This is a genomic window from Paenibacillus sp. MAEPY2 (genome assembly GCF_000499205.1).
GTDB lineage: Bacteria > Bacillota > Bacilli > Paenibacillales > Paenibacillaceae > Paenibacillus > Paenibacillus vandeheii.
Genome location: NZ_AWUK01000028.1, coordinates 13839 through 40296 on the forward strand (window position 1 = coordinate 13839; position 26458 = coordinate 40296).

The following is a 26458-nucleotide window of genomic DNA, read 5'->3' on the forward strand; positions in this document are numbered from 1 at the left end:
TGCCCCTCCGCTATGTTGGCGGAAGGGGACAGTTCCTTGTCAATTGCAGTACTTTTATACCTTGTGCTTAACATCAAAACAGCGATTAAGGGGACGGGTCCTTACAAGATAATGAGGCATTTTTTTTGTTCTTTCCGCTAGTTTAGTAATCGAATCAATGTCTTGATCGGTTAATAGATCTAGAAAATGCTTGCGTATTGCCTTTGAGACTATGGGAAGGGCATCATCCAAGGCTGACTTTCCGGCGGAAGTAATGATGACTTGAACACCGCGATCTGTGTCTAGTGGTTTCCTCAGAACAAGTCCGCGTTTTTCCATCCGAGTTAGATGATGTGATAGTCGGCTCTTATCCCAGCCCATTGATTCAGCTAATTCCTGTTGGCGAAGCTTACCATTCCCGAATTGGACTAACCGGTCTAATACTCCAAAATCACCCTCGGATAGTCCTGTGTATTCAGACATTTCTTTTACAACGCGACCGAAGATTTGTTTAAAAGAGCCTTTCCACATACTCCATATTCGCATTTCGACTTCGTTTAGTTCGTTCATATTCATATCCATAAATACATAATAACACGGTTGACGCATCAACCTCAAGGTGCTACAATGTGTTCAGGTTGATACGTCAACCAAACGGTGAGGTCGACCTAAGATTGACATATCAACTTTGGGTTGTATTACAAAGATCTCACAGTCAATTCAAGAAAGGGAGTTATTACTATGCAGGAAAACCCCGTCGCCTTGGTTACCGGGGCCAATAAAGGAATCGGTCTTCAAATCGCGAAGGATCTTGCAACGCACGGCTTTACCGTGCTCATCGGATCGCGCAATCTCGAGAAAGGGGAGACGGCTGCGAAGAGCGTCGAAGCCGATGTCCGCGCCATCCAGCTCGATGTCACGAATCAGGATTCCATCTCCGCCGCTGCAGCGCGTATTCGCAGCGAACTCGGCCGTCTCGACGTGCTCGTCAACAATGCGGGAATATCGCACGCCGGTCAGCCGGGCAGGCCGCTCGAGGAGGTTGGAAAATCGGGTCGACCAAGCGTCGCTTCTCTCGACGAAGTACGCGCGGTGTTCGAGACGAATGTGTTCGGCGTGATTGCCGTCACGCAAGCGATGCTGCCGCTCCTGCGTGAAGCGCCGGCGGCACGTATCGTTAACGTATCAAGCGGCTCTGGCTCGTTGACGTTGAACGCGGACCCTACCAATTCGCATCGCGAAATGTTTGGCGCTGTTTATGCCCCGTCAAAGACGGCTCTCAATGCGATTACGCTCGCCTTTGCCATTGAACTCATGTCGACAGGCATTAAGGTCAATGCTGTATGCCCGGGTTTTACCGCGACGGATCTCAACAACTTCGAGGGAACGGGCACTGTCCAGCAAGCTGCTTGTCATCCCGTACGCCTTGCGCTGATTGGAGAGAACGGTCCGACGGGTACGTTCTCAAATGAGAGACGCGAGCTCCCATGGTGAAGTAGTCTCTAGCACTGGATCAACATTGAGAGATGTATAGACAACCTGAAGGTGTGAATACCTTCCAAATATACTTAAGGAGTGTGTTAACAAATGGAATATGTAAAACTTGGCCGCAGCGGCTTGGATGTTTCGCGGTTAAGCCTTGGAACCATGGGCTTTGGGGTACCTGAACGCGGCAATGCCCCATGGTCGTTGAATGAAGAGCAAAGCAGACCGATCATTAAAAAAGCACTAGAATTGGGCATCAACTTCTTCAGTACCGCAAATATGTATTCCGACGGAACAAGTGAAGAAATTCTCGGACGTGCATTAAAGGACTTCGCTCGTCGTGACGAAGTCGTCATTGCGACTAAGGTCTTTGTTCCGATGCGCAAAGGTCCGAATGCTATGGGGCTTTCCCGGAAGACCATCATGACCGAAATGGATAACAGTCTAAGACGACTCGGAACGGATTACGTTGATCTGTACCAGATCCATCGTTGGGATCCTAATACGCCGATTGAAGAGACAATGGAGACTCTCCACAATTTAGTTAAGGCGGGCAAGGTAAGATACATCGGAGCATCCTCCATGTTGGCATGGCAGTTTGCGAAAGCTCAGCATGTCGCGGAGCGAAATGGTTGGACACGGTTCGTTTCCATGGAAAATAGACTTAACTTACTTTATCGGGAAGAAGAAAGAGAAATGCTCCCCCTTTGCAAAGATGAGGGAGTTGGTGTCACCCCTTACCTACCTTTGGCTGCAGGCCGGTTAACCCGGGATTGGAATGAGCAGACCTCGCGATCCGAGAATGACCAGGTAGCAAAGGGATTGTTTGTTAAAACGGAAGAGGCTGATCGTAAAGTTGCGGAAAGAGTTGCGGAAGTTGCCGCTGACCGTGGAATTCCACGTGCACAAATTGCACTTGCATGGTTGCTGCAAAAGGAAGAGGTTACAGCTCCAATTATCGGCTCAACTAAGATCAGTCATCTCGAAGACGCGGTTTCGGCGTTGTCGGTTAAATTGACACCCGAAGAAATTACGAGTCTAGAAGAACTTTATATACCGCATACATTAGTATAAATTGGACACAAATACACAACATCTTTGGGCGAACGCTTCTACGGTGTTCGCCCTCTTATATGGTTGTTCATGAGAGGGGCGGGTCTACCTGTTTACCTAACAGTATCATTATTATTCAGACCATGACTTATTAAGTCTGCATTGGATAGTAAGTTTACGCTGAATCGCTCTCTAAACGTGCTATCTGCTAATCGTGAAAGTCTGATCCGTATACAAAGTCTTCTATCATCTTAATAGTGGACACCTCGATACCGTTCTGAATCTACATCTTCACCAACGATCGATCTATTAGCGAAATCCTATATATTGAACTCTTCATGGATGCGATTCATGAAGAGTTTATTCTCTTTTGCGGTGTTACGGCGTACCTACCATAAATTAAAACAGGTCATTCCGCTAACGAGAAACGTTAGTTTAACAAACAGACTGCAATTGGTACATTTACACTCATAAAAAGAACTCTCCAGACGCGGAGGGTTCTAACATTTTTATCCATGTGTTTGCGGGTGGTATCAGCTACGCTGGTATTACCCCGAATTGAAGACTTCATAACTGACCACACAGGTTTGGGTTATATTATTTCCGAGAGAAAGGTAAATTTGACCAACTCAATACACTTTTTTGAGATACTCCGCTAACTCTTTATTTAATTGGAACCGAGGAAAGGTACCTGCTGATATACAACAAATAGAGAAATGACCTATGTTACTTATATGCCTTTATTGTTGGATAGGGGGTTAATAGCTCTCACTGTTTTATACTGAAAATCCACAACTAACTGAGGTTATGGATTTTCGCCTTTAAGTGATATGGAACTTTTTTGATTCTGGAGGATCCCGGGAAGGATAACAACTAAAAATACTAAATGCATAGTAAGTAAGAGTATATGATCGATTAGAGGAGGAATTATAGTGAGTTCTTACAGTAAAAAAAGGAGAAAAGGATGAAAGCTTTAATTAGTTGAATAACAATAAGTGCAGCTAGACAAAAAACCATCATTCCTAGGAATGATAGTTCAGATTGTCGAGAAAACCGGTTCTCTTTCGAGAGTCGGGTTTCTTTGTTATCGAAGTACTCGTAATTTACAAATATGTTTGCACATATCAACACGAAAGTGCAATACGTAATACTTATACTATGAAGTCTTATACACCTCAAGCGGTTGCAATACTGATCAGAGGTGACAAAGATGTTGAAAATAAAACACTTCAAAAATCAGTTGACGCTTATGTCAAAAAACTAAGTTTTTTTTAAAACCGTTAATCTGTGATATGATGAGATTAGTACAAGATTAATGTCGAGGGACAAGAACATATTCCCATTGAAGTCGCTAATTTAGCGGCTTTTTTATTTTATCGGTACAAGTTCTTGTCCCGAGCCAAGGACAAGCACTTGTACCGATTGCCGGAATGGACAAGAACATAGTCCGATTGCCGATTAGGCGTATATCTAATCGGCATCTTGCTCTTCGTTTCATTAAACTAACGGGCAGGTTAGTTTAACAACATCTCGAGGTTCTAATGTGATCTGAAGTGAATATTTATTGTTATTTATTTCATCCTTTAATATGATTGAATTAAATTAAACAAAGAAAGGTCTAAAGGAATATGTATGATTTTATCGCAAGTAAAAAAAATATTAATGAATATGAAAGTTCGAAGATACTTACCTCAGAGATTGGAGATAGGGAAGAACTCGCTCAATTTAGAGGATCTCTGTTGACGCTGTTTGGAGAACCCGATTATGAAACCTCCGATGCGGAGAATGCCTTTCAATACACGATTAAAGCAACAGACAATGTTCAAAATTCTTATGAAATTGTAGTTTATCAGGGGCCAAGCGGACTTGCGATAGCAGGCAATAAAAATGAAGCCTCCGTTCTTAATGTAGCTCAATTTTTTGTTGAATATGTAAAGAAAGCTAGGCCTGCTGACTTCGATGAGAAATTAGTCTATGAAGACACCGGATACAGAATAGATTATGGGTGTAAGAATGGTGATTGCTATTATAAAGAGTCACCTCAAAATACAACTACTTTAAAAAGAAATAGAATCAGGCTGGCTTATTTAACACCAGGCCAATTGAATGAAATACATGAAATTAATGAAATTTATTTCACAAAAATAAAAGATCCCGATGACTCCTGGTTCTGGAAAGAGGATCTGTTAAACTTCTCAACTATAGACTTTCCGTTGATTCGTGACTTAATGCGTAAGGACCTAAGTTTGATTTTAGGAAAACCGATCGGTCTTGATGAAGTGATGCAGATTGGGAGCGAGAGGTTTTGATCCGAAGTTCAGTTCAGAAACTCCTGAGATGGCATTAAACGCGTTAGCAGAAATTTGGGCATGGAAAACAACTGCAGGTAACGCGTCACAAAAGAGACGTCTTGATTGTTCTTCATTTGCTTGGACAATTTCACGAACAGTTTATGGATTTTATGGTGGGAATTTAAATAGAAATCACGCTTTAGCTAATGCATTGTATGAGGAGTATGAAGATGGAATTACATCTCAGGAGGATACACTTCGATTCTTCTATGCATTACTCGAGCTCTTCAAATTTAAACGACTAAATGAATGATATGTCATTAAACTAACGGGAAACATTTAATAAAAATAAGAAAGCAGCTGATCAAAGTATCGGCTGTTTTTGTTCATCTAACGGACAGTTTAACAGACCAACTCCTTTATACATAAAACTCACCCATATGAGGAAAGATCATGGTGAGGTGATTGTATGAGAAAAATTTTGATGTCGTTTCTAGTCCTTTCTATTGGGACCATTTTATCCATTCCGTCAGTAAGTTTAGCTCATCCACATGATGAAGCGACTAAAGGTAAGGATTCGATTGAATGGGTTGCATTATGGGGATTTCCACAAACAAGAGAAGAACAGTTAGAGCGTATGTTAACGACTGAATTGCAAAGGAAGACACTATTTGCGCTCCAAGAAAAACAATATTTAAAGACGGGGAAAGAAAATGTCTATAGCATCGATCCGTTTCAAGTAGCGAATATGAGAACGGTAGATGGTGGTTTTTATGTAATGGATGTAATAGCAAGTGTTCACAAGGTTATTCACAATGAGGTAGATAAGAAAGTAGAAAAATATCAAATAACTTTCCGCCACAATTACGATTTAGGATTTGTCGTCATGAATGTAGTGAAAAAATAAACCACCCTAAGTTGTTCTACTAACGGGCAGGTTAGTTTAAACAACGCTAATCAGGAATTTTAACTAGTGCTGTTTTTCAAGTGAATTTTATTCTCTGTTTAAATAAGACATAAATTATGTCGTTAGTATTGACGTAATTTATGTCTTCAGTTATATTATTGACATAAATCACGTCAGGAAGTGATGATATGAGTAAAAGTGAGCCGCTCGCTCTCAAAACAGTATTGGAATATTTGGTTATGATTAACGAGCAATCATATTCAGGAATTGGCCGTCAGCTTCACATTACACCTCAACAATTTTCAGATTGGATCAAAAAGAGACGACCGATTCCGCAAGAGCGGTTACAGACTCTAGCGAATTATTTTGGAATTGACGGGGCTATTTTTGTTGATAACAATAACTTCGTAAAACAACTGACACCTTTGAAAAAAATAGATATTCATATTTTGTTGATAGATAAGAAAGTCGAACTGCTTGAGGAGGAAGGGGCTGAAGAAGAAGACATTGGACCATATAGAGAGAAAAAACAAAAGCTACTTAAAGAGAGGGAAGAACAGCAACGTTTAACTAGAGTTGCATCCACGCTTCAGCTAAACGACAAGCGAATTAATCAAATATTAGATTACGTTATACATGAAATCGAATCCGGACGAGTGGAAGAACTTGAAATGAAGTTAAATAAAGGAGAGGAACAGCGATGAGTACCGCAATTTACTTTCACCCGGAGAACACACGACTTCTGGGCAAAAATCAGGATGTCCCTTACAAAGGAGCATACATATTTACAAATAAACGTGGTGTTGCCAAAAGTGCAATTGTGCAGCCTCCAGAGCGCCCAGCGAAATGGATATCCCGATACGGGAGCCTTACCATCTCACAAGTTGGAAAAGAAATGCCAAACGGCGGAATCAACGAAGCCGGTCTTGTTGTAGAGCAGACAACACTATGGCAATCTACTTATACGGATGACGATCGTCTACCGGCAGTTGGAGAGTTGCAGTGGATTCAGTTGCTTCTAGACACTTGCGCCTCAGTAAAGGAAGCGGAGCAAGCCTCTTGCAGTGTACGCATTGCACAGCCAATGTCAAGGCTGCATTATATGGTAGCCGATCGGTCTGGAGATTGCGCTGTGTTCGAATTTCTAGGCGGTGCCATGTATATATATCGGGGAAGCTCATTGCCGTATTCAATTATGGCAAACACTCCTTATACTGAAGCAATAAAAAATTTGGAGGACAAAGAAGAACGCTGGCGTAACGCGTACAGCGATTATGATCGTAATTCCATGGACCGATTCTATAAAGGGGCGACTCGCCTTGCAGGTGTGATACCAGTCAACGAGAGAGAGCGACTCCAATTCACTCAGGATTCGTTAGAAATTGTTCGCAGGGAAGATACGGCTTATACCCTCATCTATGATTTAGAACAAATGCAACTTCATTTCACAACAAGTATATATCCAGATCTGAAGACAGTACGGATGGGTGAGGTAGATTTCTCATCGGATGCAGCGCCACTGGCACTGAACCTCCAACAGCGAGCTGTATCCTATATCAACTACAACGTGGATTTGAATCGTAGGATTGCAGAATCGTTTTTCAGGGACCCCGTGTTGACCACAGCATTCGGTTGGAGAATTACTGAAGATATGATAGATTTTTTTGCGTCATTTCCGGATAAATTTCCAAAAACACTAGATTTTTAACATCATTAAAGAGGAACATTCTTGGAAGATGATGACCGACTGATAAATGAAGGGAAAGTTAGTTTCAAGATCCAAAAAGTGTTGCAACTCAAAATGGAAACACTAGCTCAATAATACCAAAGCAGCAGATCAATGTGATCGGCTGCTTTTGTTAAGCTAACGGGCAGTTTAGCTTAATAACTCATTCTTGGTTTTGAGCACCGCTTGATTTCATCTAGGGCATGTTAGGACATGAAAAAGCATCGACTACTCAAATATATGCCCAGTTGGGAGGGGAACGAAGAAGAGAGCTATACAATCGCTTTTTTAGGCACATGGATGAGTAGTAGTGACCTAATGAATAAATTGCTGTTACTCAACTAAAGGGTAAACCAGTGGATAAATTTACCTGTATTATTAATTGCTAATTCATGTAAAATTTATTGGTAGTATGAATAATTAAGAGTGAGGAGTAAATATGAAAATCATTATTTTAAAAAACCAATTTTGTGGGTTGTTTTTATATCATTATTAAGTGGCGCTTTAATGATTGGTCCAATGAGTTCTTATGCCGCAAATGATGATTAAGATGATGCATATGGCGGAGTAAACGGTTTGCTTTCTGAGGGGAGATTATATGCCCCTCTCCGTAGTATGGCGACGAATGATCTATTCAGATACGATGAACAACTTGATAAATATTTTGATGTAAAAATAACTTGGAATCAGAAGACAAAAACTGCTTCACTAACTAAAGGCGGGAAGACTTTTAATGCTACTGTTGGTAATGGAGTATTGTTGAAAAATGGCTCGGTGTATGTACAATTTAAAGCTTTAAGTAACTTCTTCTATCCGAACGATTATATCAAATGGGATACATCTACTTTGACAGGAAATTCTGAGCACATTACGGTATATGCTCGTCCATTGACAGATAATCAAGCATTGACTCTTGCAACAAATGCGATGTCCAAAAAGAAATACTGGATTCAATTTCATAAAAATAACGTAGAAATAGGTCTTCCTGAGTCAGAGTATATTCAATGGAATAAAAGTCTTACTAAATTTAAAGCGGTCTTTCATTCAGATGGGATTGTTGGCGACTATAACTATAGCTACAGTATTGAAGCTGAGATGACTAAGAAGGCTAATGATTGGACTATTACTTCATTTAATTATTTCGATGGTACAAGGATATATTATCCTTAATCATTACCTGGTCATTAGTGGATAGGCATTAAACTCATTAATGGTGATGTCCTAAAGATAGACAACTTACTCGATTACGTGATAAGATTTGGTTAAATCGTGAAGCGCGCGTACAAGAGAGCCGTATGGGAAAGCATCCCTACAGCTCTTTTAATTTTTGATGAGCGTTGGAACTATAAAGAAGGTTTTGATGTTGCAAAAGAAAACGATAGAATACTGGTTGTTCGCGGCAGGGCTGATATCGAATCGCCACTAAGCGAAATATTGAATGATGAAATGCCCAACGCAATCTGGCTTACTGTGAAGAAATCTTACTATGACGCAACTACGGTAGGTGACAGAATAAGCATAAGTATCGGAATTCGAGATACTGGGATAATTGACATGTCTTTTCCAGTCCAAGGCAAAATCAGGAATTAAAAAAATATGATTAAGCTAACGGGAAACGTTAGTTCAATAATACCAAGGAAGCAGCTGATCAACGTGATCGGCTGCTTTTGTTCAACTAACGGGTAGTTATGCGTAACTTCCAGGGAATGTAAACATCTAAATAACGTAAGGAACGAGGAGGCAGACAATTCATGGGAGGAACGAATGTATGGGATGCGGAGTGGGAGGTTAACGAAGAGCAGGCGCGGACGCTGATCGGCAGACAATTCCCTCAGTTGTCATCGAAGCAAGTAAAGCGATTGGGCTGGGGCTGGGACAATACGGTTTTTCTCATCGGTGACGAGTACGTGTTCCGGTTCCCAAGAAGAACGATTGCAGTTGGCTCGATTCGTATGGAAGGGGAGCTGCTGCCGAAGCTGGAGGCATATATGTCCATCCCCTGTCCGAAACCGTTGTTTTATGGCGAAGCAAGTGACGAATACCCGGCACCATTTCTTGGCTATGCCTACGTGCCAGGAGATTTCCCAATCGGTTTGACGGAAGAACGCCGGGCTTTATCGGCAGAGACGTTGGCGAAATTTTTGCGGAGATTGCATGAGTTTCCGGTGCAGGCGGCGCTGAAGTGCGGAGTTCAGCAAGATCATCGAAACTTGACGGACATAGCATCGCGCAAAGTGAAATTGGAGGGCTTTCTATCGAAGGTGGTTGAACACTTGTCGCCGGAGGAGTCAGGTGTGATCGAAGCGTATATTAGCAGGCTGCAAAAGGACCGTGTCGAGGCGGTGAATGCACTGCTACATGGTGATCTTCATTTCAAAAATATGCTTGTGAATGAGAACGGGATCGTTTCCGGCATCATTGATTGGGGCGATCTGAGCGTAGGCCATCCGGCTTGCGATTTGAGCGTTGCTTATAGCTTTTTACCACCTTACGCTCGCGGCGTGTTTTTCGAAACGTACGGAGGAGCGGACGAGGAAACGAAGCTGCTAGCGCGGCTTATCGCGGTATACATCCCCATACTGATCTTAATGCAAGCGGTCGATGACGGGAATGAAGCGATTGCGGCAGAGGCAAAATCCAACATCATGCGGGCACTGTCGGATTAGGCTCATTATTTCGTTGCGGCTATGGGGCTATGGCTACCGGCACCATTTTGTCGTTTAAAGGCAGTGATAAGGTACGATCAGCCTTCTCTGATGCCGTTCTTGTCCTTTAACGGTACATGTCGAGGGACAAGAACATTGTGTCATTCCGGATTAGAATGTTATCTAAACAGCATAGATACGATAATAGGGATAAGAATTCGATTTTATACATATGTACAAAATACGAGTTTTGTGAAACAGTAATCAATCTATCTAATAAAGATCATGATGATGATTTTTAACCCTTGTGATTCAATTCGTTCCAATTGCAACTCTGTTCACATGGATAAATGTGGCTTATTCTTTTTACAACCCTCGAGATATTTTTAATTTCGTATGGATAAATATGTGATCCTACATGTTTCTAATTGTTTGTATTACACACCCAACTCAATTCTCAAATATAATATGCACCCATTCCAACTTTAAAATGAGCACACATTATATTTGATACCGACTTTTAATTTATGCTACATCAATTTAATTCGCATGCACCCAAAACTCTATAATACTGTTCCAGGTATTGGATTCGTTTCCTTGCCCGACATAACGAATGAATTTTGCCTGAACCGGTTCAAATTCAAATGTTTCATAGGCAGCTTGTTTTTGACTGGCGACGTTACTCAATACCTTTTGGTAATTAATACCATCCAATGAAACTTCCAAATCGAAATAATTGGATCGCGTATGACCATTATAGAATTGAATGCTTACCTGCCTTACTTGAGTCTGTTCATCAAGCTCCAACTGCAAGTATTGTCCCTTTCCATCTGCAGACCATCTGGAGTCTGGATCTCGGTCGATCGTATGGATCGGCAGATTGCCGTCATCTGCACTTGCCGTAACCTTGGTTACAGCAGCAAACGGTCCTTCCGGTTCGGCCATAGGCTCTTTGACTTCAAATTTCTCTCGTGCTTCGACCGTTACTCCATTAAAGACGCAGCTCACGATGACGTCGACAATTCCCGCTTTAACCGCATAAAATGTAGATCCGTCCGTATATCCGATCGTCTCATCACTCGACGTATACGTGACAGGAACGTTCAATTCGGCAATGTTCACGATCTCACCATTATCTAATGTTAGAAATGAGGATAATTCCCCGCTCGCGCCTGCGCTGATCGCATTGCCTGCAACTCTCCATCCTGGAAGCGCTTTATTCGGACTTATGGAGATATTCTCTGGAAGTATCGGTGTATCCGCTACCTTAAAATTCACTCGCACGTTCTGGGTATGACCCCGATACGATACAGAGATCTCTCCAGTTCCATAGGTCCCTTGCGGTTGTTTAATTTTAACCTTAGCATCCTTCGCAAATGGTTTCGCAGAGATGAACGGTGTTTCCGTTGTACCATAAGGTAAAGTGTGAACGTAATCCGTTCTTAAGAACTGCATACCCGCTATCGCTTCGCCATTCACCAACAAGGATTGGAGCCCCAGCTGAATATCTTTGATTCGCTTCTTGCTCTGATCCTGATATAAACTTTGCGGGGATAAACGATCGCCCTCCCCAATACCTTCCGCCATATCAAATGGCTGCGTATTCGCATCCGGAATGGAACCAACAATGTTGACGTTCACGCCGGTGTCCTTTCCTTTTGTTCCAATGACATATCCATTCCCGAATTGTTCTGATTCTACAATAACGCCGGATTTACTGCGATGTGCCGCCTGTCCGGTCGTATTCCAGAACACACTTTCCGTGGTAACGACTCCATGACGATTCGTTTCGGATGATCCATAATCCCGCGTAATGGCGGATATTCCGTCTCCGTTGACTACCAGGTTGTCGATCAGGTTCGCCATGCTCAGATACATATGGAAGTCGGTCATTAATGAAGGATTCTCGGAATACGACCCTTGCAGCACATTCCCGTTCGCAGAGAAGTTGGCATACGTGAAGCTGTGTCTTGCGCCTATTGCCTTACTGTTCTTGATGAGATTATCATTGCCTATAAATTGATATAAATAACCGTTTCCATTCGCTCCACGATACTGCGGGTACTGCATGGTTACATGATCCACTGTGACGTTCTTCGTACGGTCCAGAATAATCCCCTTGGACAACAGATGATAATCTGCATTGCCAGCTGGCTTATACGTGTTAATATTACGAATCCAGCTGTTCGCCACTGCGATCACATTGACCGCTTTAGCATTATCAGCCTCGTATCCAGCCGTTCCAACGACTTTGAAGTCATCCTCACCAAGTCCAGGTTTCGAATTCTGAATGTTTGCGATTGAGAAATCCTCCAAACCAACCTCGACAATCGGATCAGCCGTCTGACTAATCGTAATGTCATCGCGCAGCTTCATTGGATAACGCGTCGGAATGTCTAGCGTAATCGTGTTATTCTCCGGATCTACCCCCACGATTTGGCGATAGAATAACGGTTCTACTTTACCGAGACGTGAAGACCATTTGTTTTGCATGCCCAACTCATGTAAGAACCCAGGCGTTGTTTCGAATGAAATGACCACGTAATCATTCACCGCAAACCCGCTCGTATCCTCAACGGGCAGCAGGACGGTTGGATCGGTAACGGACTTGCGAAGTTTCGTAGAGATCCCGGTTTTCTTCCAATCCCCGTTACCGATCCGGATAATATCCTTGTTTTTCATATTTTGCTGTGCATTATAGATATGAGTCTTGTTCATCCCGTCACCTTTCAGGACTACCCGACTTGCAGGAATGGTTAGTGAATAATCCTTGCCTGCCTGAGGGTTAACCTGATATGTACCTTTGGGAAGATACACGACACCCCCACCCAACGCAACCGCAGCATCAATTGCCTTTTGAATCGCCTGGGTTGCATCACGGCTCCCTGAAGGATCGGCAAAATAAGGTGATTTGGTAACGTCGATACGTTTGTTCTTGGCCGTTTTAGGCAGGTCTTCTTCCCCACGTCGATAACCGGCATACGAAAAGTCATGCAGAAATCTTCCTTGTTCATCTTTAAATCCTGGATACCAATCATTTGGGTAGAGTCTGCTTCGGCCATCCGTTCCTAAAGAGAGGTTCTCACCCGCACGTTCAATAGACGGCTGTGAGTCACCCTCTGATGCTCGAACCCCATGAGTTCCAGGTACAGACAATCCAACAGCCAACGTAAATGCCAACCCTAACAAAGGCCATTTTTTCCGCATTCTTTCGTTCTCCTCCTTTTGGATTTCAGAGTATGTGAGCGGTTTCAAGAAAACCTGTAGTCACCTCCAATCCTGCTCAAGCAAGAGTCATGTGCATGCCTTCTCAGCATGTCATAACCGATTGTAGAGTACGAGGAAACGAAATTACATGAACAAAAACGACACTCCAATGCCCATTTTATACAATATAAGGATTTATTTAGAGGACACTGCGCGATTATACCGTTCTAAAGCCTGCTGTTGAATCTCAATCGCACGTTCAATCTGCAACGACTTGATTTGCTCGACATACATATCAAAGGAATCCACCGGCTCCATGCCAAAAATGATTTTAAGTGACATCTCATCCACCACCTTGTTCACTTCCTGCATGATTACGGACAACTCCGTGCTTTCTTTCTCGGTCTTGGGCAGGGTTGGCACCTGATGGAGAACAGCATCCGTGTTGGACCATAGCTGCACCGCCTCTTTCTGTTCCGGTAAAATATAATATTGTTCCATATATCGCGTATCCTGCACAAATGGACCAAAATAACTTGCTCTGGTGTACATCGCAAGAGCTTGCGCCGGCGACCACTTATCAGGGTTTTTCAGAATAGTATCCGTATACGTCGGATACCCGTCTTTCATCTCAAAGCTAACACCTTCTATTCCAAAGTTGAACAGCAAATGCCCCTCAGGCCCATACCCATAATCGAGCATGCGTGCTGCTTCCTCCACATGACGGCTGTTGCTGGATATGGCGACTCCACTGGAACCGATAGCCGGAGCGAGCTGACCGAATTTGGGGCGATCTCCTTTGTTCATGACAGGATATGGCGCTGGTACAAGCTGTGCATTGGGGTCCGTCTCCTGCAAAATGGGCAGCCATGTACCGATCCCCGCACCTGCATTCCAAATACTCGCGCCACTGCGTCCTGTTGTCATGTTGGTATCCTGAGTCTCCGAATCGACGGCAGCCAGATTCTTGTCAATGAGTCCTTCTGCGTACCATTCACGAAACAAGGCTAGAAATGCCTTATATTCAGGTTCCTGCGCTCCAAACTTAATGTGGCCATCTTCCACGAAGAATCCTTTTTTAATGCCAAAAGCGCCAATAAAACCGCCGCCTTCGATACCAAACAACGGATTCGGAACACCGAGGAAAGTGAGCGGAGCGTCAGCTCCCTTTTTGTCCTTAAATGCCTGCAGCATCGTATGCCATTCGTCGATCGTGGTTGGTACATCAAGACCGAGCTCATCCAGCCAGTCCTTTCGGATAATCGGCCCTTGATAGGTTCGCAGCTTGTCTTGTCCCTGAATAAAGGGAAATGCGTAATAACTTCCACTGGCTGTGCGAATCTGCATATCAATGTCCGGATGCTCGCTCAGGTACTGCTTCAGATGAGGTGCATGTTGATCAATAATATCGTTTAATCGCAGAATGTATCCGTCTTTGATCGCTTTCTCCGGTCCACCGGGATAATTACTCCACTCATATTCGATCATATCCGGCAGCTCTCCGGACGTAAGCAGCACATTGATCGCTTCTTTGGCCTGATTGGCGGGAGGCCGGATGAATTGAAGGTTGACCCCGGTTCTTCGCTGCCATTCCTGAAAAAAAGGAACATCATTGAAACTGGACTTGATGCTTGCTGCATTGCCATTCAGTTCTGCCCAGTAGGTTAATTTCCCATCGGTATTGGAAGCTGTAGTAGAAATGGTCCGAGATGCTGAAGAATCGGGTTGGTCATTCATCGCGGCATCCGAATCTGTCCCGTTCTGATCGCAAGCAGTCAGCATGCCGAGCAGCAGGAGTAGTCCTGCCACCTTTGCTATGAATGCCAACTTCCACTTTACATTCATATTCCGGTCTCCTTTCAAATCAACTGATTTCTTTATATTTACCAGGCGTAATGCCTTCGTATTTCTTGAATACCCGGATGAAAGTGGCTGCATCATTATACCCGACCAATCGGGATATTTCGTTGATAGATTCCTGTTTATGCTCAATCATTTCTTTAGCCTGTCGGATACGGCACTTATGAATACAGTCCAGCAGCCCCTCACCGGTCTGATTCTTGAAAAGTTTGGACAAGTAACTGCCCTTCAGTTCAAAATGCTCACCAATGGCGTTGACGTTCAAATTCACGTCCGTATAGTTACTCTCAATATACTGTGTAACCTGGGTACTGAGATGACGCAGGGAATCCTCACGTTCTTGTGATACATTCGTTGCGCGCTTATCAGCGGCATAGGCACATACCTCCTCTAGCAAGGTCTGCAAAGCCTCCTGCATCTCCTGGATGGTATCCCCGGCAATAATGTCATCAATCCGGTGCGGATAATGGGTTAATGTGATATTATCCCTGTCCCCCAGATCATTGATGGCCTTTATCATCGTACCTACCAGGTTGAAAATCAGGCAACGAGCGAGTGTGAGCGACATGATCGGTTTATCAAAATTTCGCGCTGTAATCTCATTCATATAAACGCTGGCTTGGTCGGTATCTCCTGCCTTGATAAAATTAAGAAGCTGCTGTTCTACTTGAAGCGGATAGTAGTAGCCAAATGGGTCATCCGCCATTGCATCGCTGCGTACATCCCCATAGGTGATGATGCCTTTCTTGCCAAGCACCATTTTGTATTCCATCGCGTCCACTGCTTCCTGGTATGCTTCGGCGATACCAATCCACGATGTATGGCGTCCGCTGATGGAGATCGTCAGTTCCATATCATAGCGTTCTAGAAAGCGTTGTGCTTCTGCCGCAATGTGATGAAGATCCTGATTCCAGTCCGAAGAATCCGCTTTCATATTTACAAGGCAGACCATCATATCATCGACTTCCGCTACGTATCCAGCGTGCTGACGTTCTGAAGTCAGTTCCTCAACAACGTTGGAAATAATGAGATGGATTAACTTGTTTCGTTCATTGATATCAATGCCCGGCAGCTTTCCATAGAGATTCTCTTCATTTTCGATGACAAATAGGATTACGGCAAACTCACTTGAATACAGCGGCATATGGAATGAACGGAATGCATCTTCGTAGGGAACGAGTGTGTCCTGTTTGCCTTTCAGAAGCCGATTAATCATATTCGAGCGCAGCACCTGCTGATGTTTCTGCAGCTGCTGGGCAATCTCATTCTTTTCTGATCGTGTGTTCATAATGACCTTTTGAATAAATCTCAGTTCGTTCCGATCAGCAGGTTCGTTCTGCGTGGTTTTGTCTTGTAGTGATTCCACGAGCTGCTGGATTGGAGAGTAATTCCGGCGCATGAAGAACCAGGTCAGTACACCCGCACTAATGAGACTTACCAAGATACTAATATACGTAAAATTGCGAACATACACTGCCTTTTCCCAATACAGGCTGCTGGGGATAATTAATGCATACTTCAGATCGGATACCGCCGAGTCCATGTAAAACATCTCTGATTTGCCTACCTTGGCGTTATCCAACTGAACCTGGTTGCCATTCATGAATGGCTTCAATTCCTCCGATCCCGGGCGATTGCTCATCAGAATCTCGTTATTCTGGTTCAGGATCAGCAGTGTTGCATCACTAAAACCCGAAATGCTCTCAATCGCTTCCTGGAATCTTCGCGTATCGGCCATGACCACAACTGTACCCGTCTCCTGACCATTCAAATCATCAGGCAGACGTGTAATGTAAGCAATGGCAGACTCCGCCGGACCTGCATTCTGATGCGGCAGAATGACGAATTGATTCGTTTCTGCACCCAGGATCTGATCCCGCCACGCTTCAAAAGACATTGCACCTGTGTTATGTAGGGTATGAAATGCCGTCCGCATATCCCGAATATTACCTGAACGGAGAATGGATTGGTCTTTTTTCCACACGACGTAGAACTCATCGATGGATGCGTAGGATGTTTTGTAGAGACGAAGTTCCTTCACCAGCTGATAAGCCGTATAAGGCGCCTCCTTGGCTGGCTGATTGGAATACATCAGCGTTTGCAGGTTCGGACTCCACGTCATCTCCATATTTAACCGCTTCATGAGATCAACTTGTGTATCGATCGTATAACGCATTTGCTTCAATAAGGAATCGTTCGCCCGATGTATTTCACTCTTGAGTGTCTCATTGGCTTGCATGTAAATAACCAGGCTGATCAGAATGGGTACTATTAAAACAGCACTGTAGGAGACAAGCCAGGTCACGATTATACTTTCTCGTTTTTGCCACAAATATCGAATATTTAGCAACAACTCATCACCCAACTCTTCGTAGATTATCGATGTTTGGATCAGGAATTTATTATAACGGCAAGAGCACGATTCGGATATAGATAAAAAGTTCAATTCAATTGACAATAAGGTGATCAAGCAGCGATTTCCCGCGTCAAATCAAGCACAAATAGCCCGAATAGACAGCTTTCGTCTATCGGGCATTCGGTATCAAAACATTAATGTATTGTCATTCAATTTTTGAATAGATGAGAATGTTTTTATAATGTTCTTAGAGCATTTTTAGAAAATGCGATGCTTCCATCTGTTTAATTTGGCGCTGGCCTCCACGTAGAAATAGTCACCGTAAATGAGAGAGACATTCACGTTCTGACCTGCCGGTTTATGACCGGTTCCCTCCAGAAGCATACCTTCGTGCTCAAGAAGATCCCATGTTCCATAGTGTTCCCGCAGGGAGCTCAGGATACGTTTGGCAATGGTAGCATAAAGCCTGCCTTCAGGATCAGTGAGTACACCTGCAAGCTCAAGCAATCCGGAAGCAGCAATTGCACCAGCCGAGCTGTCTCGTGGAATCTCTTCTCCTTCTTCGGGCTCTGCCCGGAAATCCCAATGTGGAACGCTATCCTCAGGCAAGTTGGAAATGAAGAAGTTCGCCACACGCTGTGCAGCATCAAGATAAGCCGGGTCTTCAGTAAAACGATACGTATTCGTTAATCCATATAAAGCCCACGCAGCTCCACGACTCCAAGCCGAATCTGGCCCTGCTCCCTGTCCCCCTATCGCTTCTGCCCGTTCACCTGTCTCGGGATCAAATGAAACGATATGATGCACAGAACCATCTTCCCGGACAAAATGCTTCATGACCATATCCGCATGAGCCTTGGCGATATGGCTGAAACGGGGATCTCCACTCTCCTCCGATGCCCAGAAGAGTAAGGACAGGTTCATCATCGTGTCGATGATCGACCAGCCCAACATGTCTCCATTCCAGGCCCGAATGAAACTGCCTTTGGTATTGAAGCGCCCAGCCAGGAAGTTGGCAGCAAATAAAGCACGTCTAGCTGCATCTTCATCTCCGGTGAGCTTGTATTTGATGACGGCCGTGGGCAGGAAATGAAAGCCCACATCGTGGTCAAAGTAGTTATTTTCGAGAAACCGTTCCGATAGCCGTTCATCCCAATTCCATGCAGCCTCTTTATATTGCTCATCACCCGTCATATCGTACACAATCCATAATATGCCCGGCCAGAATCCTGAGGTCCACCAATCGATTCTCATGTCGTCATAAATGCCATTCGTACCTGCGACATGTGGAGACTTGTCACCTATAGCTGCCAGCATCTGGTCGGCTTTGCTCTTAATCTGATCCCACATGTCCTTGTCCAGTTCATTTAATACGTTCATGTAACGTCATACCTCCTTACCGTTTCTTCAATTCTCCGGTTTAACCTTTTAATGAACCTACCATGACACCCTTCACGAAAAAGCGCTGCAAAAACGGATAGATGCACAGGATCGGTATTGTTGCTACCATAATCGTTGCATACTTGATGGTTTCCCCGATCTGAAAGCGATCCCCAGCCGAGGCACCTGCTGACATGCTCTCCGTGGAATTGGCAATCAGAATCTCACGCAGCACCAATTGCAGCGGGAACAGCTCTCGGCTTTTGATAAACACCGATGCATAGAACCACCCGTTCCACTTATCTACCGCGTAATACAGAATCATTACGGCAATGACCGGCATGGACAACGGGATAATAATACGGAACAAAATGGTAAAGTGATTGGCTCCATCAATCTTGGCCGATTCTTCCAGGCTGTCCGGAATACCCATAAATGATGTTCGCATGATGATCAGGTTAAATGTACTGATAGCAAAAGGCAGAATGGTCGACCACAGCGTATCTAACAGGCCAACGCCTTTGACAACCAGATACAGCGGAATCAACCCGCCGCCAAAGAACATCGTGAACACGATAAAGAACATGAACACCTTGTTCCACATCACGTTTTTACGTGATAGCACGTACGCACCAAGTGCTGTCATGAACAGGTTGACGATGACGCCAAACACGAGAATAAACAAGGTATTACGGAAACCTGTAGCTATCCCTGGATTGGCAAGTACACTCTTGTAAGCTTCCAGACTGAACCCGACCGGCTTCCACAGGAGACCCTTGTTCGCTAACAGCTGCGCCGAGTCGCTTAAGGACGCGAATAACACGTAGAGCAGTGGATACAAGGTGACGATAACAAGCAGGATTAAAAATGTATAATTCAAGATCGTAAAGATTCGGTCAAACCAACCGCTTTCCTTAATCAAAGTTACCACCTCACCATAAGCTGTTTTGACTCACTCTGCGGCTGATATAGTTCGCCGAAATCAGAAGAACGAGATTGATGACCGAGTTGAATAGACCGACTGCCGAGCTGTAACTCCATCCGAATTCCAGCAATCCCTTTCGATACACGAAGGAAGAGATCACGTCTGCCGTTTCATAGGTCACCGGATTGTAGAGGAGAATGATTTTCTCAAACCCGACATTCAGCATATTCCCCATCCGGAGAATGAACATGATTGTAATAATAGGCAGTAATCCCGGCAGTGTAATGTGGAACATTTGCTTGAGGCGGCTCGCTCCGTCTATCTTCGCCGCTTCATACTGTTCCAGATCGATGCTCATTAACGCAGCGATATAGATAATCGATTCCCAACCGATCCGCTGCCATATTTCAGAAAGGACATAGATTGGACGGAACAGCTCCGGCTTTTGCAGCATCGCCTGACCGTCATATCCGAGCATCATGATGAGACGGTTGATTAAACCATCCGCGTTCGTGAAGTCTGTAATAATACCGCATATGACAACAAGAGAGATGAAATAAGGCATATACGTTATCGTTTGAACGACCCGCTTGAATGTGCGCTTGCGTACTTCATTGATGAGCAGCGCCAGAATGATCGGTGCAGGGAATTCAAAGAGCAGCGTATACAAACTGATGAGCAGTGTGTTCTTAAGAACCCGCAAGAAATAGTAACTGTTAAAAAACTCTTCAAAGTGCTTCAGCCCAACCCAATCACTCCCCAAAATACCCTTCATCGGAGAATAATCTTTAAAGGCAATAATTGCGCCGTACATCGGACCGTAATGGAAAATAAGATAATATCCGATAACGGGAATCATCATGATATACAAATACTTGTTCATCATGAAGTCCCGGACGAACCGGCTTCTGAACGATTGACGATTGCTCATGATGTACCTTTTCACCTCTTTTCAATCGGGAGGGCTGTGGCCCTCCCCTTTTACAATTACCGGTTGTTGTAGCGTTCGAGTGCTGCTGTCTGGATTTCGATAGCTCGATCCAGATGTAACGACTTCATCTTCGCGACATAGCTCTCAAATTGATCCACCGATTCGTTACCCAGAATGATCTTGATCGTCATCTCATCGACGAGCGTGTTGATATCGTTCATGATGGTCGCGTATTCGGAGCTCTCTTCAGGTGTAGGTGTGATTGTAGGCAGATTATATTTTGCAGCCTGCGTATTCTTCCATACATCAATGGCATCACGCTGAGTCTGCAAAGCAAAGAACTGCTCGGCATAACGTTTGTCTTGAACGAACGGACCGTTATAACTGCTGCGGGCATATAGGGAAATCGCTTGTGCTGGAGCAAGTTTATCCGGATTCTTCAATAACAAATCCGTAAACTTCGGATAACCGTCTTCCATGTTGTAGCTGACACCCTCTTCACCGAAGTTAAAGAACATGTGTCCTTCCTCACTATAGCCATAATCCAGCATGCGAACGGCAAGTTCCGGGTCCTTGGCTGCCGTTGTAATGGCTACGGTACCTTCCGAGGCATAACCCTGATTGAGCTGCCCGAATTTAGGAATGTCGCCTTTGTTAAGCACCGGGTATGGTGCAGCGACCAGAACGGCATCCGGATCATTTGCTTCTACGAGCGGCTGCCATTTGCCGATACCTCCGCCTGCGTTACCCACACTGGCGCCAGTCGCACCCGAAGCGAGGTTACCGTCAACTGATTTGGTATCTGCTGTCGAGATGTTTTTATCGATCAGCCCTTCTTTGTACCATTCCTGGAATAACGTCAAGTATTCTTTGAAGCCCTCTTCTGACGGGCCAAATTTGACCTGTCCGTCTTCTTGATAGAATCCGCGGTTTACACCGAAGGCGCCCAGGAAAGCACCATTACCGGAATCATTAAAGAATCGTGGCTTACTTACAACAGCGAATGGAGCGGCAGCGCCTTTTTTCTCTTTAAAAGCTCTCAGAGTCGTTGTCCACTCATCAATTGTTTCTGGAACGGGCAGCCCCAGCTCATCCAGCCAATCCTTACGAATGATGGGACCCTGGAAGACACGAAGATACTCGTCTCCCCGAACGAATGGGAATACATAGTAGCTGCCACTGTCCGTTTTGACCATCTTGTCGATGTCCGGATTCTCCTGCAGATATTTCTTCAGATTTGGCGCATACTGGTCAATCAGATCGTTCAGCTTGAGAATGTATCCATCGTTGATGGCTTTCTCCGGTCCACCGGGAAAATCTCCGATGAAGTTGTACTCCAGCATGTCTGGCAAATCCCCGGACGCCAGCATCACGTTAAAGGATTCTCTGACCTGTCCCGTCGGAGGTGCCGTGAATTTAAGTGGCACGCCGGTTTTTTCCTGCCATTTTTGAAAGAATGGAATTTCGCTGTGCGAATTTTTGACCCCAATCAGGTTTCCGTTAATTTCACCCCAATACGTAAGCGTCTTATCCGTTTGAATTGGATAGGTAGTTGCTTCCGTTGATCCGCTCGGCGTCCCTTTATCGGTATCGCCCGCTGTACTGTCTCCGGACGAACACCCCAGGATCGTTGTACCTAATAACAGGATCATCAAACTTGTAGATAACACTTTTCTTCTCATGGACCTTATCCTCCACCTTTTGGGAATGTCTGTGCTCTACCTCAGAGTAAGGGAGAGCGCATTGTAGCGATATTCGCAAAAGATCAAATGACATGTTGATTTCGTCAGAAGGAACTGATCATTTATCCAAAACGATAGACAAATTCTCTATGTACTCATCTGCAATGTCTTGAGTTTGCTGTGTTGGCGCGGGTTTGTGACTGTGTTTCTGACATCACAAAAAAACAGACCATGAACATTGTTCATAGTCTGTAACTCATTTTCAGTCCCAAACGACTTCTGTACCTGCAATAAAATCGTGTAGTGCACGTTTGTCCTCGCGAATGGCCACCATGAAGACACTTATAATGAAACCAATGCCAAATGTGATTGCGTATACCAGCCCAGCAACAACTACACGCATCAGCATCGTTCCGATTCCCGGAGGCTCATGAGTATCATATTTTCGAATTCGAATTCCGCAAATCCGCTTTCCTATCGTTCTACCGTACCAGAAAACGGGCAATAAAATGGAATATAATCCACTGATAAGTTTTGCTAGAGGCTCGTCATTATCGAAATTTCCTGTCAGGACACCTACAATAATAGCTAAAGGCAATGAAACGATGAGCGCATCCAAAAAGCTTGCCCCGAGTCTGATCCAGAAACCTGCTTTATACAAAATGTTTCCTCCAAAATTTCTTTACTAAAAGGACTAAAAAATACGTTATTGCTAACTCCTTTCATTCATTTGTTCTAACTCAACATGGGTTTGAGAAGCTCATTGCGAACCGGTATTCACCATCACCTATCTGGGTGTATATACTATTCAAATCACTACCACATTACACCATTGGAACCAATTTTAACACATTTCAGTTTGAAGGCCGACATGGACACCTTAGGTATTGATCATACGTTATAGATGTTTTATTCAATTTAAGACAGAGGAGAATGAAGCACATGTATAGATTCAAGTACTATGGAGATCCACAGGACTATGCCTTATCCACAGCTTCGCAATATTATCGAAATAGAGATACACAACGCAAAGAAACTTTAGTATTACCGAATGATGTGATGTACGAAGCAGCTGTAGAGCCCAAATTCACCGAGCTATTATTCCAACACATAGGGTTAAAGATCGTCATCACAACAACTGTCGGCAAATTGGTAGGTACTCTGGATGATGTTTCCATTGATCACGTCACTCTTGATATTCTTGGGAAAAATCATCACATTCGTTTATGTGAAATCGTTTATTTTGAAATAGCAAAAGAGTAATCACTCTGATGTAGTAAACCGTACCCTATAGAGTAGACAATTTATAAAAGTCTCTTTATGGGTACTTTTGTGGTAAATCATGAGAAGAGACCGGATTGGAGATACTACGTTAAAGAGCAAAAAAAATGTTTATAATACTCGAGTGAAGCAGCTTTCATCCACCCCGTATGTAAAGTCTGTTTGGGGCATCACTAAGATGAAACATTTCATTTAAGCATGAAAAGCTTTCCAGAATGAGCCCTCTATATTAATGATATCCTTGATTTGGGCAAATGGAATCGTAAATGTCGGAAATCCCGCCACGTAAGGAGCGATTTCATAAGGACTGAAATACACATGCAATGCATCACGTGAGACAAAAAACGGCTGATCCGGGCTGATTCCCTCATACGTGTCCGGAAAAACATAAGAGTATTGCGGGTCATTTTTGATCTGATCGCCTATAATTTTGCTGAGTACCTTCACATAGTCACTGTTTGGTTTAAATAAATCCTTGAGCTTATACATCTGACCGCTACTCAGATTAATAATCGCATAGATCATCGTAGGCATGCCATGTGCTGCACCAGCCGGGTAGTTATAACCCGTGAGTTTGAGTTGAAGCAATTGCTGCTGATAGAACGTAATATCAAAATCCCCTGTATACGTGTAATCCAGCTTCTGATTCGCAGGAATGGGCTTCACTTGGGATAGTGCCTTTAACTTGGCGTTGACTGCAAGCTGAACTGCTTGATCCGTTAACCCCTCCAATTGCGGATAATACACGAGGTAATCGGGGTTGGGCTTATATTTCTCTTCGCGTACACGATATGGCGGGTGAAGCGGAACGATCGTATTTTGCCGCCAGATGATCTGCCCGGCCCGGTTTACATAGGAAACACGCTGGTCGACATAAGCCTTGATTAGATCTGGAGCTACCCATTCAAGTGTGCCCGAGCCTTCAACACGAGGGTATCCTGATGCAGGTCGCCCATTGAGATCCAGAAAGAACGTTTGTGTTCCATTCGTGGCTGAAGCCAGCCCTCCTTTGTAATTCGATACATCCGTATATACAAAATCCGAAAGCCTTCTGCCGCTGACATCCGCAATTGCATAGACCGAACCTATAAAAGACTGTTTGGGATCAATCGCTTGCCCCAGGGCCAGACGATGTTCTCCCAGATCTCGAATGTCATTGTAGCCGGGTTGGATGGTAAATGTGCCCTGTGTATTAATAACGCCATAGATGGAGTTGTAGTCCTCCGCTGTATTCACAATAGCGTACCCACCATTAAACGGAAAAGCCGAGGTGAAGCTAGGCTGAATTCGGACATGACCACGTTCGTCAATATAACCGTATTTACCCGATGTTTCTTTCTGAAAAGGAAGTAGTCCGTCACCCACAGGTCCCACGTAGGCATACGGGTACGTCGCCAGTCGCTGACCATTCCGATTGATTAACGCATATTCATTATCCTTGATCTGCACAACGGCCTTGCCATCCTGAAAATCGTTTGCTGAAGCGAACTGTGCCCGAATGACCTCATTTCCAGCTGTGTCCAAATAGCCGTAACGACTGACTTCCCCACCTGGCTGACTGCTGTTTGAAAGGTAAAACAGCGCTCGGCCATCCTTCACATCGGCAATAAACGGATATGCCCGTTTGGTCAGCACATTACCCTGTTCATCAATCATCTTGAACCCTTGAGAGTCAATAACAATGGCCCGACCTTCTGCAAAAGAATTAATGGAATCGTATACAGGTTGAACAACGAATTGGCCGCTAAGATTGATGATGCCTGTCTTCCCGTTTTTTACTACGACAGCCAGGCCATTTTGTTGAAAGTCTTGGGCATCGTCAAGGATCGGTTCAAGTCGAATACGACCCTGGGCATCCATATAACCCCACCGGGTTCCTGTTGTTGTTCTGACCGATATCGGAAATAGCCATGTCGTTTCACGTGCATGACCCTCTGTGCTCATCGCTTGTCTAATCTTCTTTTCCAGCTCAAGCAGAGCTTCCCGTGAAGGGTATGGGTCATTGAAACTTAGCGCTTTTTGGACAGAAACGAGTGCAGCGGTAAATAATCCGGCTTTATACTGAGAGTCCGCAAGATAGTACCAATAGAAAGTATAATCTGGATGCTGTTCTGCCAATTGTTCGTAATACTTCACGACCTTAGGAAAGTAATACGGGTATACATCTGTTGCTTGAACCCATTTACCATTCTGCCAGCGGATGATCTCGACCCGATAAGCTTCACCTGTATCATGAATCCAGAGTGCAATCTCCACTTTGCCATCTCTGCCGTGGGGACCGGGCATATCAATGATTTCCGCATGGCTATAATACAAATCTTCTGGCGCCAAATCTGTCAGTCCCGTTTCCGTCCAATCGTATACAGAAAGCTTCGACCAGATCGCACCGATCTGCCAGCCGACAATGAGATTGTTCCTTGCCGTAGATGTCACAGATGCCGCTGTCAGCAAGGTAACGCCATACCCCAAGCCTTTAGTCAAAGACATCTTGATCCAGCGACCTTGGTAAAATTTCAGAACAAGCAGCATTAATTCTCCGCCCTGCTCATATATAGCAGCAATCTCCGGCATTCCGTCTCCGGTTAAATCTGAAGCATAAATGGCCGGATGTTGGACCGGCTTATCAATGGTGACGACAGTCGCGTCAGCCGGGATATGTTGATTAACAATTTGTGTTAACAGAGGTTCGCTCATGGACATGCCTCTTTCCTCCTTAAGACAGCATTCGCCTACTGGTATGGGTATGCATC

20 protein-coding genes are annotated in these 26458 nt (G+C 44.3%); 10 read left to right on the plus strand and 10 right to left on the minus strand.

All coding sequences use genetic code 11. The features are described 5' to 3' along the window. Positions 1-54 precede the first annotated feature (54 nt). On the minus strand, positions 55-549 hold the full coding sequence (locus P364_RS0120365; protein ID WP_236642259.1) for a MarR family winged helix-turn-helix transcriptional regulator: 495 nt from the start codon (positions 547-549) through the stop codon (positions 55-57). Positions 550-720: 171 nt separating this feature from the next. Between P364_RS0120365 and P364_RS0120370 the strand changes: the two genes are divergently transcribed. The 9 genes from P364_RS0120370 to P364_RS0120425 all read left to right on the plus strand — a co-directional run bounded on the left by P364_RS0120370 (position 721) and on the right by P364_RS0120425 (position 10107). Next, a complete protein-coding gene (locus tag P364_RS0120370; RefSeq protein ID WP_024631922.1) occupies positions 721-1473 on the plus strand; it encodes an SDR family oxidoreductase in 753 nt (250 codons plus the stop codon). A 93-nt stretch (positions 1474-1566) separates the two neighbouring features. Further along, a complete protein-coding gene (locus P364_RS0120375) occupies positions 1567-2538 on the plus strand; it encodes an aldo/keto reductase (RefSeq protein ID WP_024631923.1) in 972 nt (323 codons plus the stop codon). Positions 2539-4145: 1607 nt separating this feature from the next. Next, positions 4146-4826, plus strand: coding sequence for a hypothetical protein (locus P364_RS0120385; protein WP_024631924.1), 681 nt, complete (start codon positions 4146-4148; stop codon positions 4824-4826). Between the two features lie 451 nt (positions 4827-5277). Next, the gene (locus tag P364_RS0120395; RefSeq protein WP_024631926.1) at positions 5278-5715 is read left to right on the plus strand and encodes a hypothetical protein; all 438 of its coding nucleotides are present in this window, start codon (positions 5278-5280) and stop codon (positions 5713-5715) included. A 188-nt stretch (positions 5716-5903) separates the two neighbouring features. Continuing rightward, complete coding sequence (locus P364_RS0120400) at positions 5904-6419, plus strand: transcriptional regulator (protein WP_024631927.1); 516 nt, start codon at positions 5904-5906, stop codon at positions 6417-6419. Beyond that, positions 6416-7423, plus strand: coding sequence for a linear amide C-N hydrolase (locus tag P364_RS0120405; RefSeq protein ID WP_024631928.1), 1008 nt, complete (start codon positions 6416-6418; stop codon positions 7421-7423). The genes P364_RS0120400 and P364_RS0120405 overlap by 4 nt, the downstream gene beginning before the upstream one ends. A 594-nt stretch (positions 7424-8017) precedes the next feature. Then, positions 8018-8611 carry a stalk domain-containing protein gene (locus P364_RS0120415; RefSeq protein WP_024634591.1) on the plus strand — a complete coding sequence of 198 codons (594 nt, stop codon included), beginning with the start codon at positions 8018-8020 and terminating at the stop codon, positions 8609-8611. Positions 8612-8710: 99 nt separating this feature from the next. Continuing rightward, on the plus strand, positions 8711-9031 hold the full coding sequence (locus P364_RS0120420) for a hypothetical protein (protein ID WP_024631930.1): 321 nt from the start codon (positions 8711-8713) through the stop codon (positions 9029-9031). A 161-nt stretch (positions 9032-9192) separates the two neighbouring features. Continuing rightward, positions 9193-10107: a phosphotransferase gene (locus tag P364_RS0120425; RefSeq protein ID WP_024631931.1), complete on the plus strand. Its 915-nt coding sequence runs from the start codon at positions 9193-9195 to the stop codon at positions 10105-10107. A gap of 519 nt (positions 10108-10626) precedes the next feature. On the opposite strand, the gene P364_RS0120430 is transcribed toward P364_RS0120425, so the two are convergent. From P364_RS0120430 to P364_RS0120465, 8 genes are all read right to left on the minus strand, one after another. Continuing rightward, the gene (locus P364_RS0120430; protein ID WP_024631932.1) at positions 10627-13293 is read right to left on the minus strand and encodes a discoidin domain-containing protein; all 2667 of its coding nucleotides are present in this window, start codon (positions 13291-13293) and stop codon (positions 10627-10629) included. Positions 13294-13488: 195 nt separating this feature from the next. Further along, positions 13489-15138 carry an extracellular solute-binding protein gene (locus tag P364_RS0120435; RefSeq protein ID WP_029881152.1) on the minus strand — a complete coding sequence of 550 codons (1650 nt, stop codon included), beginning with the start codon at positions 15136-15138 and terminating at the stop codon, positions 13489-13491. 19 nt (positions 15139-15157) lie between these two features. Next, the gene (locus tag P364_RS0120440) at positions 15158-17458 is read right to left on the minus strand and encodes a helix-turn-helix domain-containing protein (protein ID WP_236642254.1); all 2301 of its coding nucleotides are present in this window, start codon (positions 17456-17458) and stop codon (positions 15158-15160) included. 309 nt (positions 17459-17767) lie between these two features. After that, positions 17768-18859, minus strand: coding sequence for a glycoside hydrolase family 88 protein (locus P364_RS0120445; protein WP_442952317.1), 1092 nt, complete (start codon positions 18857-18859; stop codon positions 17768-17770). Positions 18860-18929: 70 nt separating this feature from the next. Beyond that, positions 18930-19811: a carbohydrate ABC transporter permease gene (locus tag P364_RS0120450; RefSeq protein ID WP_024631936.1), complete on the minus strand. Its 882-nt coding sequence runs from the start codon at positions 19809-19811 to the stop codon at positions 18930-18932. 10 nt (positions 19812-19821) lie between these two features. Then, a complete protein-coding gene (locus tag P364_RS0120455) occupies positions 19822-20745 on the minus strand; it encodes an ABC transporter permease (protein ID WP_024631937.1) in 924 nt (307 codons plus the stop codon). A 56-nt stretch (positions 20746-20801) separates the two neighbouring features. Next, the gene (locus P364_RS0120460) at positions 20802-22427 is read right to left on the minus strand and encodes an extracellular solute-binding protein (protein ID WP_024631938.1); all 1626 of its coding nucleotides are present in this window, start codon (positions 22425-22427) and stop codon (positions 20802-20804) included. 262 nt (positions 22428-22689) lie between these two features. Then, on the minus strand, positions 22690-23088 hold the full coding sequence (locus P364_RS0120465; protein ID WP_024631939.1) for an RDD family protein: 399 nt from the start codon (positions 23086-23088) through the stop codon (positions 22690-22692). 281 nt (positions 23089-23369) lie between these two features. Here P364_RS0120465 and P364_RS0120470 point away from each other — a divergent pair, with 281 nt between their 5' ends. Further along, the gene (locus tag P364_RS0120470) at positions 23370-23690 is read left to right on the plus strand and encodes a DUF2642 domain-containing protein (RefSeq protein WP_024631940.1); all 321 of its coding nucleotides are present in this window, start codon (positions 23370-23372) and stop codon (positions 23688-23690) included. Between the two features lie 210 nt (positions 23691-23900). Here P364_RS0120470 and P364_RS0120475 read toward each other — a convergent pair whose 3' ends face one another. Then, the gene (locus P364_RS0120475; protein WP_024631941.1) at positions 23901-26408 is read right to left on the minus strand and encodes a WG repeat-containing protein; all 2508 of its coding nucleotides are present in this window, start codon (positions 26406-26408) and stop codon (positions 23901-23903) included. Between the last annotated feature and the right edge of the window lie 50 nt (positions 26409-26458).